The sequence below is a fragment of the Sphingopyxis sp. OPL5 genome, assembly GCF_003797775.2.
Classification (GTDB): Bacteria; Pseudomonadota; Alphaproteobacteria; order Sphingomonadales; family Sphingomonadaceae; genus Sphingopyxis.
On the sequence record NZ_CP060725.1, the window covers coordinates 1195614 to 1211153 of the forward strand.

Sequence of the window (15540 nt, forward strand, 5' to 3'; positions counted from 1 at the left end):
ATGGGGACCCTAAATCCCCGCATACCATTCATAATCGATGCGGTCCTCCCAATAGCCGCCCTTGCCCGCGCCGATGCCATCGAGGCTGGCGACCGCTTCGATCCCGGTGACATATTTGGCGTGCTTGTAGCCCAGCTGGCGTTCGATCCGCAGCCGCAGCGGCGCGCCATTGGCGATCGGCAGCAGGGTGCGGTTGAGCGCCCACGCCAGGATCGTCTGCGGGTGCAGCGCGTCGATCAGGTCGCAGCTTTCATAATAGAGCGCGTCGCCGATCCGGTCGGCGCAGCGGAAGACGATGAAGCGCGCGGCGTCCTTGAGCTGCGCCGCCGCGAGGATGCGGCTGAGCTGCACCCCGGTCCATTCGCCGATCGCGCTCCACCCCTCGACGCAGTCGTGGCGGGTGATCTGGCTCCGCTGCGGCATCGTACGGATATCGGCCATCGACAGCGACAGGGGCTTGGCCACCAGCCCCGTCACCACGACGCGCCAGTCGGCGAACCCGCTTGCGGCATGGCCGGCATAGGCCGCGCCCGGCGGCAGCTTCGTCCCGTTCGAGCGGAACACCGGCGACAGGTCGGCGCGGCCGAACTCGCGCGCCAGCGCGTCGCGGTTCATCAGCGCGCGCTGGCTGCCGCGATGCATGTCCTCGCCCATCGACAATATCTTGCGCGTGATCGGTGCCTCGTTGATCGCGTCGCATCCGGCGAGCAGCGGCAGCGCGCCGGCCGCCGCGACCAGCCCGCCCGCGCGCGCGATCCACTGGCGGCGTGGAAGAAGGATATCGCTCATTCGCCCTTCTCCGGCGGCAATCTGAACCAGCCGCTGACCATCGAACGGATCTCGTTCACCGGCCCCGCGAGCAACACCATGACGATATGGACGAAGAAAAACGCGACGAGCAGCCATGCCGCGATGAAATGGAGCGAGCGCGCCGACTGGCGTCCGCCGAAAATGTCGAGCAGCCACGGCCAGGCCGCGCCCATCCCCGGCGACATCGTCAGTCCGGTGAAGATCATCAGCGGCAGCAGGACAAAGATCACCCCGATGTAGCTCAGCTTCTGCAGGATATTATAGCGCGCCGCCGCCTCCCCCTTGGGAAAGCGCAGCCGGACATGATCCCTGATGTCGTGCCAGATATGGCGCGGCGACCATTCGTGCCGCCGGACGTGCAGGTCGCGTCGCAAATGCCCGCCGATCGCGGTCCAGAGCATATAGAGCGTCAGCCCGATCGCGAGCACCCAAGCAAAGAACAGATGCCAACGCCGCCCGTCGGCAAGGCTGTATTTGGTGGGGATCGTCGCCCAGCCCGGGAAGGCCCAGGTCTGTTCGACGCCCTTGGCATCGGTCCAGCGCCCGAGTACCCCGGTGGTCTCGATCCGCGTCTCGCCGATCCGCACAAAACCGGTCGTCGGCGTCGCCCCGACCGCGAACCATGCATGGTCGGGGTTGGCCCCATATTGCCCCCAATAGAGGCGCGGATGCGCGTTGAAGATCATCAGCCCGCTCATCAGCAGGATGAGCAGCGTGACGGCATTGACCCAATGCCAGATGCGCGTCGGCAGCCGGTGGCGATAGACACACCGCGGCTGCTCCGCGCCGGGCGGAACGGTGGGGGCTTCAGGCTGGGCCATATCCCCCATTCGCTTCGTTCCTCGCTTTGGTTACGCCGCGACCTCGGTCGCGAACTGCGCGCGATATTGGTTCCTGAGCGACACCTTGTCGATCTTTTCGCTGCCGAGTTTGGGCAGCGCCGCGTTCGACATCCAGATCTTGTACGGCACCTTGTACGGCGCCAGCCGCGCGCTGAGGAACGAACACATCGCGCCGTCGTCGACCGTCGACCCGGGCTTCACCCAGATCACCGCGCCGACGACCTCGCCCAGCCGCTCGTCGGGCAGACCGAAGACCGCGCATTCATTGACGTCGGCATGTTCGTAGATCGCCGCCTCGACTTCCTGACAGCTGATATTCTCACCGCCGCGGATGATGATGTCCTTCTTGCGGTCGACGATGAACAGATAGCCGTCCTCGTCGACGTAACCGAGGTCGCCCGAACGGAAATAGCCGCTGTCGAAAAACGCCGCCTTGGTCGCTGCCGGGTTGTTCCAATAGCCCTCGAAATTGGCAACCGAACGCATGCACACCTCGCCGACCCCGCCCTGCGGCAGTTCCTCGCCATTGTCGTCGAGGATCGCGAGATCGACCAGCGGCTTCGACGCCGGGCCGGTCGACATCGGCTTGGCGAGATAATTTTCGTTGATGATGCCGCAACCGACCGCATTGGTTTCGGTCAGCCCGTACCCGAGCAGGGGCTTGGCATCGCCCATCTCTTCGGACAGCCGCTTCACATGTTCGGGCGGGCGCGGGGCGCCGCCGCCGGCGTAGCTCTTGCACGTCGACAGGTCGTAGTTCTTGCGGTTCGGATGGGTCAGAATCTCATAGCTCATCAGCGGCACGCCGACGAAATAATTGCACTGCTCATCCTGGATCAGCCGCATTGCCTCTTCGGCGTTCCACTTGGGCATCAGAACGAGTTTCCGCCCCAGCGCCATGCTCTGCAGGAAAACCGGGATTTCGGCGGTGACGTGGAACAGCGGCGTGCAGATCAGGGTCGCGGGCTGGATGTCCGACATCAGCCCGTCCTGCGTCAACAGGTGCACGATACTCGCGGTCTGGGTCACATAGTTGAAGATCGCTTGCACCACCGCCTCGTGGCGCGAATAGGCGCCCTTCGACTGGCCGGTCGACCCCGAGGTGAAGAGGATCGTCGCCAGGTCCTGACCGGTCAGCACCGGCAAAACCGTCTCGGCGCTGCCGCCCGCCGACGTGATCGGTGCGATCGCTTCGTCGATCGGCTTCAGCAGGTCGAGCGTGATGACCTTCGCGCCATGCGCGACCTCCTCGAGTCGCGCGGCGCGCTGGACGTCGGCGATCACCAGTTTCGCTTCGCTGTCGGCGATGCCGGCGGCGAGTTCGCCGCCCTGCCACCAGCCATTGAGCAAGGTCGCGCAGCCGCCCGCGAGCAGCACGCCGATATAGGTCACGCACCAGGCATTGGCGTTGCGCATCGCGATGGCGACGCGGTCGCCGCGCTCGACGCCATGACCCTCGATCAATCCCGCCGCGACCTTGCGCGCCGCGGCATAGACTTGGCCGAAGCTTAGCCGCTCGTCGCCCTCGACGAGGAAGGTCGCATCGGCATGCTGCGCAGCAAAAAACGCAACATAATCGGCAAGGTTGGTCGGCGCGTTCGTAATAAAGGGAAGGTCCCGGCCAAAACGTTCGACCGTTCCGACCTGGATCGGGCCGGCGGGACCCGTGATCAGATTATAGGCGGCTTCCAGGCGCAAATCGAGCGCGGATGGCATCGGGCATCTCTCCTCTTGGTCTCGCTCGCCATACCCCTTATGGGGAGGCCTCTCCTGGGGAAGGACAGCGCGACTATATGTTTCTTTTTGCAACCTTAGCCGAAGCAACGCAATATGTGAACTTCCACGATCTCATGGGGGAAAACTCCGAGATCGCGTTCAGCGTCTTCGGCTGGCCGATCCGCTGGTATGCGCTCGCCTATCTCGCCGGCATCTTCCTCGGTTACTGGTATCTGCTCAAGCTGATCGACCAGCCCGGCGCCCCGATGGCGCGCCGCCACGCCGACGACATGATCTTCTATGCGATGCTCGGCATCATCCTCGGCGGCCGCCTCGGCTATGTGCTCTTCTACAATCTGGAAGCCTATATCCAAAAGCCCGCGACGATCTTCAAATTGTGGGACGGCGGCATGTCGCTGCACGGCGGCGTCATCGGCGTGCTGATCGCGATCTGGTATGTGACGCGCAAGGAAAAGCTCAGCTTCCTGCGCTTCTGCGACTATGTCGCGTGCGTCATCCCCTTCGGCCTGTTCCTCGGCCGCATCGCCAATTTCGTCAACGGCGAGCTGTGGGGGCGCATTTCCCATGTTCCCTGGGCGATCATCTTCCCCGGCGAGGCCGGCCCGCTGCCGCGCCATCCGAGCCAGCTCTACGAAGCCGGCCTCGAAGGGCTGCTGATGATGGCGGTCCTCACCTGGCTCTTCTGGCGTACCGATGCGCGCTACAAGCCGGGCCTGCTCGTCGGCATGGCGTCGATCATCTATGGCGTCAGCCGCTTCGCGGTCGAGTTCGTCCGCAACCCCGACAGCCAGCGGATGTGGGTCGTCGAAAGCACCGGGCTGTCGATGGGGCAATGGCTGACCGTGCCGATGATCGTCATCGGCCTGTGGCTGGTCCTCACCGCCAAGCGCCGCCGCCAGCGCGTCGAACCGATCGCCGGACCCGACAGCGTTGCCTGACGAGAGTCCGCTGGAAAGCCTCTGGACGGACGGCCCGGTCAGCCTCGCCGACTATATGGCGGCGGCGAACGGCCATTATTACGCGGCCCGCGACCCGCTCGGCGCCGCGGGCGATTTCACGACGGCGCCCGAGATCAGCCAGATGTTCGGCGAACTCGTCGGCATCTGGTGCGCCGACCTGTGGGATCGCGCCGGGCGTCCGGCCTTTCGCTATGTCGAACTCGGCCCCGGTCGGGGTACCCTCGCCGCCGATGCGCTGCGCGCGATGCGGCGTTTCGGCTGCGACCCCGTCGGCGTCGAACTGGTCGAAACCAGCCTGGCGCTGCGTGCGGCGCAATTGTCGCGCGTTCCCGATGCCCGGCACCATGACGCCGTCGAAAGCCTGCCCGGCGACGCGGCGCTGCTCATCGTCGCCAACGAGTTTTTCGACGCGCTGCCGATCCGCCAGTTCCTCGCGACCCCCGAGGGTTGGCGCGAGCGGCTGGTCGCACGCGACGGCGCGCGGCTCGTGACGCAGCATGGCGACACCCCGGTCGACGCCGACGTCGCGCCCCTGCTCCGCACCCAGCCCGTCGGGACGGTCGTCGAAACCAGCCCCGCCGCGTCCGCGGTCATGCACGGCTGCGCGCTGCGCATCGCGCACAGCGGCGGCGCGATGCTCGCGATCGATTACGGCTATCGCGGCCCCGCGGCGGGCGACACGCTGCAAGCGGTATCGAGCCACCGCTACGCCGACCCCTTCGAGCGCGCCGGCGAGGTCGACCTCACCGCGCATGTCGATTTCACCGCACTCACCGCGGCGGCGCGGCGCGGCGGGCTCACCGTCGCCGGTCCCGTCGGCCAGGGCCTATGGCTCCAGCGGCTCGGGATCGACGCGCGGCTCCAATCGCTGATTGCCGCCTCGCCCGCCCGCGCCGAAGAACTCGAGGGCCAGCGCCACCGCCTCGTCGAGGCGGGCGAGATGGGCGAATTGTTCCAGATCCTCACCGCCTTCGACCCCGCCTGGCCCCATCCCGCAGGATTTGCCGCATGATCGTCCTCACTCCCGCCACCATCGCCGACGCCGAGGCACTGTCGGCGTTCGCCAATACGGCCTTTACCGCCACCTTCGGGCATATCTACGACCCCGCCGACCTCGCGCTCTTCCTGTCGACATGGAACCCGCCCGACCGGTTCCGCGCCCAGATCGCCGATCCCGACTGGTCGATCGCGATGGTCCGCGACGATGCCGGCGCGATCCTCGGTTACGCCAAGATGGGCCCGCTCGACTTCGAGCTTCCCGCCGACCAGCCGACCGACGACGCGGTCGAACTCCACCAGATCTATCTCGCCGACGCCGCCAAGGGCACCGGCGTCGCCACCGCGCTGATGGACTGGGGCATCGGCTGGGCGCGCGCGCGCGCCTCGATCCTCTATCTCTCGGTCTTCACCGACAATCCGCGCGCACAGGCGGTGTACCGCCGCTATGGTTTCTACGACGTCGGCCGCAATGCGTTTCGTGTCGGCAACCATGTCGACGAAGACCGCTTCTTCCGGCTCGACCTGTGAGCGTCCCCTTCGTCCGGTCCGACGCGCTCGCCGACGTCCCCCATGGTTTCTTCGGCCGGCGCGGCGGCGTCTCGACCGGCGACCTCGCGTCGCTAAACTGCGGCCTCGGATCGGACGATGACCCGGCGCTGATCGCCGAGAACCGCCGCCGCGTTGCCGAAGCCGTGTTGCCCGGCGCGGCGCTGACCGGACTCTATCAGGTCCATGGCAATCGCTGCGTGGTCGTCGACGGCGAAACCGACCTCGCCGCCCGCCCCGAGGCCGACGCGCTCGCGACCCGGACGCCCGGCCTGTTGCTCGGCATCCTGACCGCCGATTGCGTCCCCGTCCTTTTCGCCGACCGCCAAGCCGGCGTCGTAGGTGCAGCGCATGCCGGCTGGAAGGGCGCGCTCGCCGGGGTCACCGACGCGACGCTGACCGCGATGGAAAGCCTGGGCGCCGCGCGCGCCAATATCGCGGTCGCGATCGGCCCGTGTATCGGGCGCGCCTCCTACGAGGTCGACGAGGGCTTCGTCGCCACCTTCCTGACCGACGATCCGGCCAACGAGCGCTTCTTCGCCGCCGGCAAGCCCGGTCATGCGATGTTCGACATCGCGGCCTATGTCGCCGCGCGCCTCGCCGCCGCCGGGGTGACGCGAATTGCCATCGGCGGGCACGACACCTATGCCGAAGCCGAGGATTATTTCAGCTATCGCCGCGCGTGTCATAAAGCCGAGAACAGCTATGGCCGCCAGCTATCGGTGATCGGAATCCGCTGATACATAATCATCCGTCATCCCGGCGAAGGCCGGGATCTCAGCCCCGCATCGTGACGCGCCGGCGAGAGCCCGGCCTTCGCCGGGATGATGGCAAAAAAGGGGGATGCGGATGAAGAGCCTGGCGATACCGCGCAAACGGCTGGTTTCGATCGTCGGCGGGTCGCTCGGCAATCTGGTCGAATGGTACGACTGGTTCGCCTACGCCTCTTTCGCGATCTATTTCGCGCCCGTCTTCTTCCCCAAGGCCGACCCCACCGCGCAGTTGCTGAGCACCGCCGCGATCTTTGCCGTCGGTTTCATCATGCGGCCGATCGGCGCCTGGGTGATGGGGCGGTTCGCCGACACGCGCGGACGCAAGGCGGGGCTGTCGCTGTCGGTCGCCTTGATGTTCAGCGGCTCCTTGCTGATCGCCGTCGCCCCCACCTATGCGGTCGCCGGGCTGCTCGGCCCCGCAACGCTGCTCGTCGCGCGCATGTTGCAGGGCCTGTCGCTCGGCGGCGAATATGGCGCCAGCGCCACCTACCTCTCCGAAATGGCGCCGCGCAAGAATCGCGGTTTCTGGGCCAGCTTCCAATATATGACGCTGATCGGCGGCCAGCTCTGCGCGATCTTCGTCGCGGTGGTGCTGCAGGGCTTTTTGACCGAGGAGCAACTCACCGCCTGGGGCTGGCGCATTCCCTTCGTCATCGGGGCGCTGCTTGCGCTCGGCGTCTATGTACTCCGCCGCAACCTCGCCGAAACGCCGTCGTTCCAGAATCAGGCGGTCGACCGCCCCGCCTCGACTGCGAAGCTGCTGTGGAAAGAGCATCGCCGCGAATCGATCCTCGTCGGCATCTTGTCGGCGGGCGGCGGGCTCGGCGCCTACACCTACACCAGCTATATGCAGAAATATCTGTTCAACACCGTGGGCTTCGACAAGGCGACCGCGACCTATATCATCGCCGCCGTCCTCCTCTGGTTTACCGCGATGCAGCCGGTGTTCGGGGCGCTCGCCGACAAATTCGGGCGCAAGCCGATGCTGCTGCTGTTCGGTATCGGCGGCGCGATTGCCGCGGTGCCGACCTTCCAGACCCTCGAGACGGTGACCTCACCGATCGTCGCGACCTTGCTGATCATGATCCCGATCACCCTGCAAAGCGGCTACAGCGCCAACAATGCGCTGGTGAAGGCCGAACTGTTCCCCGCGCATATCCGGGGTCTTGGCGTCGCCCTGCCCTATGCCATCGGCAATGCGCTGTTTGCGGGAACGCTCGAAATGGTCGCGCTCGGACTGAAGGGCGCGGGGGTCGAGTGGCTGTTTTATTTCTACGTGGCCTTCATCATCGCCGCCGCAGGCGTCGCAACGCTGATGCTCCCCGAAACGAAGGACCGCAGCCTGATCGTCGAGGATTGACCAATCGCCGGGTGACCGGCGGTCAAAAGCGCGTTAGTGGCATTTGAAACTATATTGCGCAGGAGTCTTTCTTATGCCCCCCATCGACAACGCCGACCTCACCGGCACCACCCCGCGCCGCGCCCCCAAGAAGGACGTCACCGAAATCGGCGGCCGCGCGCTGTCTCCGACGACGCTGATGATGGGCTATGGCTATGACCCGACGCTGTCCGAAGGCTCGCTGAAGCCGCCGATCTTCCTGACCTCGACCTTCGCCTTCGAAAGCGCTGCCGCGGGCAAGCGCCATTTCGAGGGGATCACCGGCAAGCGTCCCGGCGGCGCCGACGGCCTCGTCTATTCGCGCTTCAACGGCCCGAACCAGGAAATCCTCGAAGCGCGCCTCGGCATCTGGGAAAAGGCCGAGGATGCGCTCGTCTTTTCCAGCGGCATGTCGGCGATCGCGACCCTGCTGCTCGCGCATGTCAGCATGAACGACGTCATAGTCCATTCGGGCCCGCTTTATGCCGCGACCGAAACGCTGATCGGCCGCATCCTGTCGCGCTTCGGTGCGACGTACGTCGATTTCCCCGCCGAAGCTTCGCGCGCCGAGATGGACGCGATCCTGATCCGCGCCAAGGAGATGGCCGAGGCGCAGGGCGGCAAGGTCGCGATGGTCTATCTCGAAAGCCCGGCGAACCCGACCAATGCGCTCGTCGACGTCCAAGCGATGCGCGCCGCGACCGACGCCGCTTTCGCCGAAGGCGCCCGCCCGCCGATCGCGATCGACAATACGTTCCTCGGCCCGCTCTGGTCGAAACCCCTCGCGCATGGCGCCGACATCACGCTCTATAGCCTCACCAAATATGCCGGCGGCCATAGCGACCTCGTCGCGGGCGGGGTGGTCGGCTCGAAGCACTGGCTCGGCCCGATCCGCATGATGCGCAACACCATCGGCACGATCTGCGACCCCAACACCGCCTGGATGCTGCTGCGCAGCCTCGAAACGATCGAACTACGGATGAGCCGCGCCGGCGAAAATGCCGAAAAGGTCTGCGCGTTCCTGCGCGATCATCCCAAGGTCGACGGCCTCGGCTATCTCGGTTTCCTGCCCGAAGGGTCGCAGAAGGACATCTTCGACCGCCATTGCACCGGCGCCGGTTCGACCTTCTCGCTGTTCATCAAGGGCGGCGAGGAAGAGAGTTTCCGTTTCCTCGACGCGCTCAAGATCGCCAAGCTCGCGGTCAGCCTCGGCGGCACCGAGACACTCGCCAGCCACCCCGCCGCGATGACGCATTTGTCGGTCCCCGACGCGCGCAAGGCGTTGATGGGCATCACCGACAACCTGGTCCGCATCTCGATCGGCATCGAGGACGCCGACGACCTGATCGCCGATTTCGCGCAGGCGCTGGACGCGGTCTAAGAGTCCCCCTCCCGCTTGCGGGAGGGGCTAGGGGAGGGCCTGTCGGACGGGGCAGCTTTGATAGACACACCCTCCCCCGACCCCTCCCGTAAACGGGAGGGGAGAATTACCGCCGCTTCGCCGCCCGCCAATCGACGACCGACCACCCCATCGTCGGCGCCAGCTTCTTCAGGCCACGCGACGGCGTCGTCGCCACCGCTTCGTCGGCGAAACGCAGCATCGGATGGTCGGACACATGGTCCGAATAGGCGCGGATATGCGCGGCATCGCGCGTGATCGCGTTCGCCGCCATCCAGTCCGAAATGCGCGCGAACTTCGCCTCGCCATAACAATTATCACCCGCAAGCCGGGCGTGGACATGATCCGCCCCGTCGGGCTCGTCGAGGCGGGTCGCGAGGACGTCGGCGATCCCCAGCCGCTTCGCGATCGCATCGACATAAAGATGGAAGGACGCGGTCGCGAGCAACACGCGGTACCCCGCCGCACGATCGGCCTCCAACTGCGCGAGCGCCGCGCCGTGCAATCCGCGCGCGACCACCTTGTCGGCATAGCTTTCGGCGAGCGGCGCGATCTCGTCGCGGCGGAAACGCGGCCCCACCAGCAACCACAGATTGATCGCCTTCAGCCGCGACCGGTCGATCAGTCGCAGCGAATAGGCGAGGCCCGCCAGCCCGACGAGCGGGGTCAGCAACATCCGCCATTGCTGGCGGCGGCGCACCACATGCATCAGGAAACCGCTGTAGGTTCCCGCACGCGTGATCGTGCGGTCCATATCGTACATCGCGATACGGTGCGCGGGCGCTGGTTCGGACACGACGATATTATCATCCATGGGCAACGCCTTAGCGCGCGGCGGCGCGGCGGCCAAGGCCACCCGATCGCGACGAACCGACCCGTGGAATGGCTTGCCGTTATTCGCCAAATAATACAATGTCGTCGCACGATGGTGGCCAGGGCGGACTTCGAACAAAGCGACGGCGCCGACGGCGTCGCGGTCCGCTTCACCGGGCGGCTGACGCTCGCGCGGCTCGGCGACCTGCCCGCGCGGCTCGATGCGCTCGGCCCGATCGCCTCGCTCGACCTCTCCGCGATCGAACGCATCGACACGGTCGGCGCGTGGATCGTCACCCGCACCGTGCGCGACCATGGCGCGACAGTCACCGGCGCCAGCGAGGAAGCCCAGCGGCTGCTCGAAGCGCTGGCCAGCGACAAGAGCGAATATCGCGTTCATCGCGACCGCCGTCCGCCGTTGATACGCATGCTCGAACAGCTCGGCGTCGCCAGCAGCGCGATATGGCGCGAACTGCTCGGCATCATCGGCTTCTTCGGCGCGATGATCATGGCGCTCGGCACCCAGATCCGGGCGCGTCGTCGCCTGCGCTGGAACGCCATCGTCACGCGGTTCCAGACCGTCGGCGTCGACGCCCTCCCCATCATCGGGCTGATGACCTTTCTGATCGGCATCGTCATCGCGCAACAGGGCGCGGTGCAGCTGCGGCAATTCGGGCTGGAGGTGTTCACGATCAACCTCGTCGGCCGGGCCTCGATCCGCGAACTCGGCCTGTTGATGACCGCGATCATGGTCGCGGGCCGCTCGGGCAGCGCCTTCGCGGCGCAGATCGGTACGATGAAGCTGACCGAGGAAATCGACGCGATGCGCACGATCGGCGTCTCGCCGATGGAGGCGATCGTGCTGCCGCGCGTCGCCGCCGCGACGATATTGATGCCGCTGCTCGGCTTCTATGCCAGCATCTGCGCGATCATCGGCGGCGGCGTCTTTTGCTGGATCGGGCTGGAAATCCCGCCGCTCACCTACATCCAGCTGCTCCGCGACATCATCCCGATGACCGATTTCTGGGCGATGCTGATCAAGGCGCCGGTGTTCGGGGTGCTGATCGGCGTCACCGGCTGTTACGAGGGCATGCAGGTGCGCCAGAATGCCGAGGAGGTCGGCCAACGCACCACCTCCGCGGTCGTTGCCGCGATCTTCCTCGTCATCGTGCTCGACGCCTTTTTCGCGGTCTTCTTCTCATCGATCGGATGGAACTGATGGCCGACGAAGCCGAAGAACAGCAAGTCCGCGAGGAAATCGCCGCCGCCGACGCGGTGCGCCCCGAACAGTTCGACCGCGCGATCTGCGTGCGCGGGCTGGTCAACAAGTTCGGCGACGCGGTGATCCACGACCATCTCGACCTCGACGTCCGGTCGGGCGAGATCCTCGGCGTGGTCGGCGGTTCGGGCACCGGCAAGTCGGTGCTGATGCGCTCGATCATCGGGCTGCAGACCCCCGACGCGGGCGAGATCGAGGTCTATGGCAAGTCGCTCGACACGATCGCCGACGAAGAGGAATCGCGCGATCTCCGCCGCCGCTGGGGCGTGATGTTCCAGGGCGGGGCGCTGTTCTCGACGCTCAGCGTCGCCGAAAATATCCAGGTCCCCCTGCGCGAATATTATCCGCGCCTCGACCAGAAACTGCTCGACGAGATCGCCGCCTACAAGGTCGCGATGGTCGGCCTGCCCCCCGACGCGGGGCCCAAATATCCCGCCGAGCTTTCCGGCGGCATGGTCAAGCGCGCCGGCCTCGCCCGCGCGCTGGCGCTCGACCCTGCGCTGCTCTTCCTCGACGAGCCGACCGCCGGCCTCGACCCGATCGGCGCCGCCAAGTTCGACGAGCTGATCCGCGAGCTTGCCGACACGATGGGGCTCACCGTTTTCCTGATCACCCACGATCTCGACTCGCTCTATGCGACCTGCGACCGCGTCGCGGTGCTCGCCGAGAAGAAGGTGATCGCGATCGGGACCATCCCGGAACTGCTTGCCACCGAGCATCCATGGATACAGGATTATTTCAACGGACCGCGCGGCCGGGCTGCGGCAAGCGGGAACCAAACCGCGCAGCGGCGATAGGAACAGCTGATGGAAACTCGCTCGAACAACGTCCTCGTCGGCGCCTTCGTCCTTCTCTTTACCGCGGCGCTCGCCTTTTTCGTCGTCTGGCTCGCCAACGACAGCGGCGGCGACAAGCGCGAATATGACATTTATTTCAAACAGTCGGTCGATGGGCTGAACAAGGGCGCACAGGTGCAATATTCGGGCGTCCCGGTCGGCCAGGTCACCCGGATCGCGCTGCTTCCCGACGACCCGCAATTCGTCCGCGTCCGCATCGAAGTGAACGAGGGCGTCCCGATCGTACAGGGTACCACCGCGGCACTGGAAGGCGTCGGCTTCACCGGCGTATCGCAGATTTCGCTCGCCGGCGGGGTCAAGGGCGCGCCGCCGATCACCGACAAGGGGCCCGACGGCAAGCCCGTCATCCCCAACCGCGTCGGCGGCCTTGGCGAACTGCTCAATACCGCACCGCAATTGCTCCAGCGCCTGTCGACGCTCACCGAACGCCTCGCCGAGCTTGCCGACGACCGCAATCAGGAAAGCTTCGCCGGCATCCTCGCCAATGTCGAGCAATCGACCGCGATCCTCGCACGCAACGGTCCGGCGATCGAACGCGCGCTCGCCGACACGCGCATCGCGATCCAGCAGACCGGGGTCGCCGCCGAACAGATCGGCAATCTCGCCGCGTCGGCGCAGGGCACGATCGACCGCAATGTCGATCCTGCGATGAAGAATCTCGCCGACACGCTCCGGTCGGCGAATACGTCGATGCAGACACTCGAAGGCGCGATCGCCGATGCTCGACCGGGGCTCAAGACCTTCAGCGAGACGACGATCCCCGAGGCGAACGCGCTGATCCGCGACCTGCGCCGCACCTCGGCCTCGCTCTCCAGCCTCACCGACAAGCTCGACCAGCAGGGCGCGGGCGCCGTCATCAGCGGCAGCAAGCTGCCCGACTACAAGCAATGAGGATTTTCCGCATGACCCGCCGCCTCCGTACCCCATTGCTCCTGCTTCTCGGCGCCGCGACGCTGTCCGCCTGTGTCAGCTTCGGCGCCAAGCCGCCGCCCTTCCTGCTCACCCTCGACGCCGACGCCGCCCCGCCCGCGGGCGCCGCGCGCACGGCGGGCGAAGCCGCGACGCTGACGATCCTTATCCCCACCGCGCCGCAGAAACTGCGCACCCAGCGCATCCCGGTGCAGCAGGACGGCGCCAGCGTCGCCTATGTCAAGGATGCGCAATGGGTCGAGGCGCCGCAGCGCCTGTTCCAGCGCCTGATCAGCGAAACCGTCGCCGCCCGCTCGGGTCGCGTCGTGCTCGACGAAGGCCAATATCTGACGGCGCCGGGCGAACAACTCGCGGGCCAGTTGATGGAATTCGGCGTCGACGCCCGCACCGGCGAGGCGGTGGTGGTCTATCAGGCGATGCTCGTCGCCGCCGGCGGCAAGAGCGTGACCCAGCGCCGTTTCGAAGCGCGCGAAAACCTCGGCGGCGTGGTCGAAGCGAAGCCGGTGGGCGAAGCGCTGCAGAGGGCGGCGAACAAGGTCGCGGTCGATGTCGCGGGGTGGCTGGGGGCGTAAAAACGCGCGTCGGCAGCCTAGTTTGGCGGTGCCTCCTCGCCACTGGCAATGTCGATCACCCTCCCGCCATCATATCTCAGCACGCCCTCCACCGGCGCCAGCCTCGTAGCCAGCAGCGTATTGGTCTCGATAAATGGCCCGATAGCATGAAACCGTGCCGGCGCGATCTTCGCCGCATCGAGTCCCGGCACGGCGATGTCGCCGGGTCGGACCGGGCGCAGGCCTACCGCGAACAGGCCATAGTCCATTCGCCCTATTCGACCGAGACCGGACACCTCGGTCAGTTCGGGAACCGCGGATTGCTCCCACGCCTTGTCGACCAGGAAGGTTCCGAGGTCGGTCGCCTGTCCCGCGCGCAAGGAGAAGCCCACCGTGCCGAAACACATACACTCGTATAGAAAGCCGGAGTAACCCTCACCGTAGAGGATGTAATCGCCCGGCGGCAACTCCGCGACCACCAGCGCCACGGCGCCGCGCATCATCGCCTTCTTGACCGGAAACTCGTAGAAGTTGGCCACACCTTGATAATCGAAGACGAAGCTCTCGTAGGCACCGGCCTTTTTGCCCGCTTTGTCATAGGCTCCGCGCTTTGCCGTCTCATACGCGCTCAGTTCCTCGGCCGAAGGGATGCGCATCAGAAAAGCGGACATCATCGACCATGGCGACTGGATCCTAAGCACCGCCAGCGCTTTGTCCTGCGCTATGACCACGGGCTCGTCAGCATTGATAAAGCGGACGCCCGGATCGACCTTCGCTTGCGCAACGCCCGACGCCAGCGACAGCCACGCCGCGATGGCGACATATCGCTTGAGCCTCTTCATCAAGGTTCCATCCTGGCGGTTGGCGGCACCGGTCCGGCGGCGATCCGCGCCTGCAACCGGATCGATTTCTGCGGGTCCGCATCATCGTTCAGGTAGCCCCAGACCTCTTCAGAGGTCCGATAGCGCACATAGCCGCGCGGCAGCATACAGGCGTAGAGGCGCGATTGGCGGATGCTGCGCTCCAGAGGCCCTTGAATGATCGCGCCAATCGCCGCGCCCACCAACCCATAGGTGCCGACGTCGTAGGAAACCGGACGCGTGACCACCCCCTGTCGCCAAGGAACGAAGCTCGGCGCGCGCCGCTGCACCCCATGCGGCAGGAAACGCCAGCAAAACCCGAAATCTGTCTCAGCCTCTGCTACGTTGACCCCGGCCTTGTGAAGGATGACATACTTGCGATCATCCCCCCACTGCTTCTCGGGCACATTGAGGTCGGGCAGGCGCTCCGAAGCCGTCGACGCTTCCTGTGCGCCCGCGTCACAGGTAAAGATCAACGCGGTTGCGCTCATCACGAGCGTCCCAAAAAGTTTGATCACAAACAGCCCTCAACTCCCCGGTTGCGGATGTCTGCAGCGACGTCGGACAGCGGTCAAGCGTAAAGCCGGTAAATGGACCAGGGTTGAATATCGATTGCCCCTCATGCTTGGTCAGGAGCCAGTCTCGTCTTTGAGAGGACGACGGCTATATGAGCGACATCGCGCGGCGAGCCCAATGGCTGCGAACCTCATATGCGCCCCGGTTGCCTTTCACTCTAACCGTCCTATAGCACCCGCACAATACACCCAACGATACGCGCAGCCTCTTCCGGGTTTCCGGCTGCGCCCT

16 protein-coding genes are annotated in these 15540 nt (G+C 65.9%); 10 read left to right on the forward strand and 6 right to left on the reverse strand.

Going from position 1 to position 15540, the window contains the following annotated elements:
- Positions 1–9: 9 nt before the first annotated feature.
- The 3 genes from EEB18_RS05790 to EEB18_RS05800 are packed head-to-tail and all read right to left on the reverse strand — an operon-like array spanning position 10 to position 3368.
- A complete protein-coding gene (locus EEB18_RS05790; RefSeq protein ID WP_187141622.1) occupies positions 10–789 on the reverse strand; it encodes a molybdopterin-dependent oxidoreductase in 780 nt (259 codons plus the stop codon).
- Entirely contained in the window at positions 786–1631 is an 846-nt protein-coding gene (locus EEB18_RS05795; protein WP_262408137.1) for a cytochrome b/b6 domain-containing protein, read from the reverse strand. The genes EEB18_RS05790 and EEB18_RS05795 overlap by 4 nt, the downstream gene beginning before the upstream one ends.
- Positions 1632–1661: 30 nt before the next feature.
- Positions 1662–3368, reverse strand: coding sequence for a class I adenylate-forming enzyme family protein (locus EEB18_RS05800; protein ID WP_187141624.1), 1707 nt, complete (start codon positions 3366–3368; stop codon positions 1662–1664).
- Between the two features lie 77 nt (positions 3369–3445).
- Between EEB18_RS05800 and lgt the strand changes: the two genes are divergently transcribed.
- From lgt to EEB18_RS05830, 6 genes are all read left to right on the forward strand, one after another.
- Positions 3446–4327: a prolipoprotein diacylglyceryl transferase gene (lgt, locus tag EEB18_RS05805; protein WP_187141625.1), complete on the forward strand. Its 882-nt coding sequence runs from the start codon at positions 3446–3448 to the stop codon at positions 4325–4327.
- Entirely contained in the window at positions 4320–5360 is a 1041-nt protein-coding gene (locus EEB18_RS05810) for a class I SAM-dependent methyltransferase (protein WP_262408138.1), read from the forward strand. The genes lgt and EEB18_RS05810 overlap by 8 nt, the downstream gene beginning before the upstream one ends.
- Positions 5357–5875 (forward strand): GNAT family N-acetyltransferase, encoded by a 519-nt coding sequence (locus EEB18_RS05815; protein WP_187141626.1) that lies wholly within the window; start codon positions 5357–5359, stop codon positions 5873–5875. Before EEB18_RS05810 ends, EEB18_RS05815 begins: the two co-directional genes overlap by 4 nt.
- Positions 5872–6633, forward strand: coding sequence for a peptidoglycan editing factor PgeF (gene pgeF, locus EEB18_RS05820; protein ID WP_187141627.1), 762 nt, complete (start codon positions 5872–5874; stop codon positions 6631–6633). The genes EEB18_RS05815 and pgeF overlap by 4 nt, the downstream gene beginning before the upstream one ends.
- A gap of 109 nt (positions 6634–6742) precedes the next feature.
- Positions 6743–8026 (forward strand): MFS transporter, encoded by a 1284-nt coding sequence (locus EEB18_RS05825; protein ID WP_187141628.1) that lies wholly within the window; start codon positions 6743–6745, stop codon positions 8024–8026.
- Positions 8027–8099: 73 nt separating this feature from the next.
- Positions 8100–9425 (forward strand): cystathionine gamma-synthase family protein, encoded by a 1326-nt coding sequence (locus tag EEB18_RS05830; protein ID WP_187141629.1) that lies wholly within the window; start codon positions 8100–8102, stop codon positions 9423–9425.
- A gap of 106 nt (positions 9426–9531) precedes the next feature.
- Here the strand turns inward: EEB18_RS05830 and EEB18_RS05835 are convergent, their stop codons facing one another.
- Positions 9532–10257 carry an HAD family hydrolase gene (locus EEB18_RS05835; protein ID WP_262408139.1) on the reverse strand — a complete coding sequence of 242 codons (726 nt, stop codon included), beginning with the start codon at positions 10255–10257 and terminating at the stop codon, positions 9532–9534.
- Positions 10258–10368: 111 nt separating this feature from the next.
- On the opposite strand from EEB18_RS05835, the gene EEB18_RS05840 reads away from it, so the two are divergent.
- Genes EEB18_RS05840 through EEB18_RS05855 form a run of 4 tightly spaced genes read left to right on the forward strand, consistent with a single transcriptional unit; the run spans position 10369 to position 13894 of the window.
- Positions 10369–11475 (forward strand): ABC transporter permease, encoded by a 1107-nt coding sequence (locus EEB18_RS05840; RefSeq protein ID WP_056343126.1) that lies wholly within the window; start codon positions 10369–10371, stop codon positions 11473–11475.
- The gene (locus EEB18_RS05845; protein ID WP_056343129.1) at positions 11475–12332 is read left to right on the forward strand and encodes an ABC transporter ATP-binding protein; all 858 of its coding nucleotides are present in this window, start codon (positions 11475–11477) and stop codon (positions 12330–12332) included. The genes EEB18_RS05840 and EEB18_RS05845 overlap by 1 nt, the downstream gene beginning before the upstream one ends.
- A gap of 9 nt (positions 12333–12341) precedes the next feature.
- Entirely contained in the window at positions 12342–13283 is a 942-nt protein-coding gene (locus EEB18_RS05850; RefSeq protein WP_187141630.1) for an MlaD family protein, read from the forward strand.
- Between the two features lie 11 nt (positions 13284–13294).
- Positions 13295–13894, forward strand: coding sequence for an ABC-type transport auxiliary lipoprotein family protein (locus tag EEB18_RS05855; protein WP_187141631.1), 600 nt, complete (start codon positions 13295–13297; stop codon positions 13892–13894).
- Positions 13895–13911: 17 nt separating this feature from the next.
- Here the strand turns inward: EEB18_RS05855 and EEB18_RS05860 are convergent, their stop codons facing one another.
- Together EEB18_RS05860 and EEB18_RS05865 are read right to left on the reverse strand one after the other, a co-directional pair.
- Positions 13912–14715 (reverse strand): hypothetical protein, encoded by an 804-nt coding sequence (locus EEB18_RS05860; protein ID WP_187141632.1) that lies wholly within the window; start codon positions 14713–14715, stop codon positions 13912–13914.
- Positions 14715–15251 carry a hypothetical protein gene (locus EEB18_RS05865; protein ID WP_187141633.1) on the reverse strand — a complete coding sequence of 179 codons (537 nt, stop codon included), beginning with the start codon at positions 15249–15251 and terminating at the stop codon, positions 14715–14717. The genes EEB18_RS05860 and EEB18_RS05865 overlap by 1 nt, the downstream gene beginning before the upstream one ends.
- Between the last annotated feature and the right edge of the window lie 289 nt (positions 15252–15540).

Excerpts from the sequence above, each read along its gene's own strand:
- EEB18_RS05790 (WP_187141622.1), bottom strand. The coding sequence starts at position 789 with ATGAGCGATATCCTTCTTCCACGCCGCCAGTGGATCGCGCGCGCGGGC.
- EEB18_RS05795 (WP_262408137.1), bottom strand. The coding sequence starts at position 1,631 with ATGGCCCAGCCTGAAGCCCCCACCGTTCCGCCCGGCGCGGAGCAGCCG.
- EEB18_RS05800 (WP_187141624.1), bottom strand. The coding sequence starts at position 3,368 with ATGCCATCCGCGCTCGATTTGCGCCTGGAAGCCGCCTATAATCTGATC.
- lgt (WP_187141625.1), top strand. The coding sequence starts at position 3,446 with ATGTTTCTTTTTGCAACCTTAGCCGAAGCAACGCAATATGTGAACTTC.
- EEB18_RS05815 (WP_187141626.1), top strand. The coding sequence starts at position 5,357 with ATGATCGTCCTCACTCCCGCCACCATCGCCGACGCCGAGGCACTGTCG.
- EEB18_RS05825 (WP_187141628.1), top strand. The coding sequence starts at position 6,743 with ATGAAGAGCCTGGCGATACCGCGCAAACGGCTGGTTTCGATCGTCGGC.
- EEB18_RS05830 (WP_187141629.1), top strand. The coding sequence starts at position 8,100 with ATGCCCCCCATCGACAACGCCGACCTCACCGGCACCACCCCGCGCCGC.
- EEB18_RS05835 (WP_262408139.1), bottom strand. The coding sequence starts at position 10,257 with ATGGATGATAATATCGTCGTGTCCGAACCAGCGCCCGCGCACCGTATC.
- EEB18_RS05840 (WP_056343126.1), top strand. The coding sequence starts at position 10,369 with ATGGTGGCCAGGGCGGACTTCGAACAAAGCGACGGCGCCGACGGCGTC.
- EEB18_RS05845 (WP_056343129.1), top strand. The coding sequence starts at position 11,475 with ATGGCCGACGAAGCCGAAGAACAGCAAGTCCGCGAGGAAATCGCCGCC.
- EEB18_RS05850 (WP_187141630.1), top strand. The coding sequence starts at position 12,342 with ATGGAAACTCGCTCGAACAACGTCCTCGTCGGCGCCTTCGTCCTTCTC.
- EEB18_RS05855 (WP_187141631.1), top strand. The coding sequence starts at position 13,295 with ATGACCCGCCGCCTCCGTACCCCATTGCTCCTGCTTCTCGGCGCCGCG.
- EEB18_RS05860 (WP_187141632.1), bottom strand. The coding sequence starts at position 14,715 with ATGAAGAGGCTCAAGCGATATGTCGCCATCGCGGCGTGGCTGTCGCTG.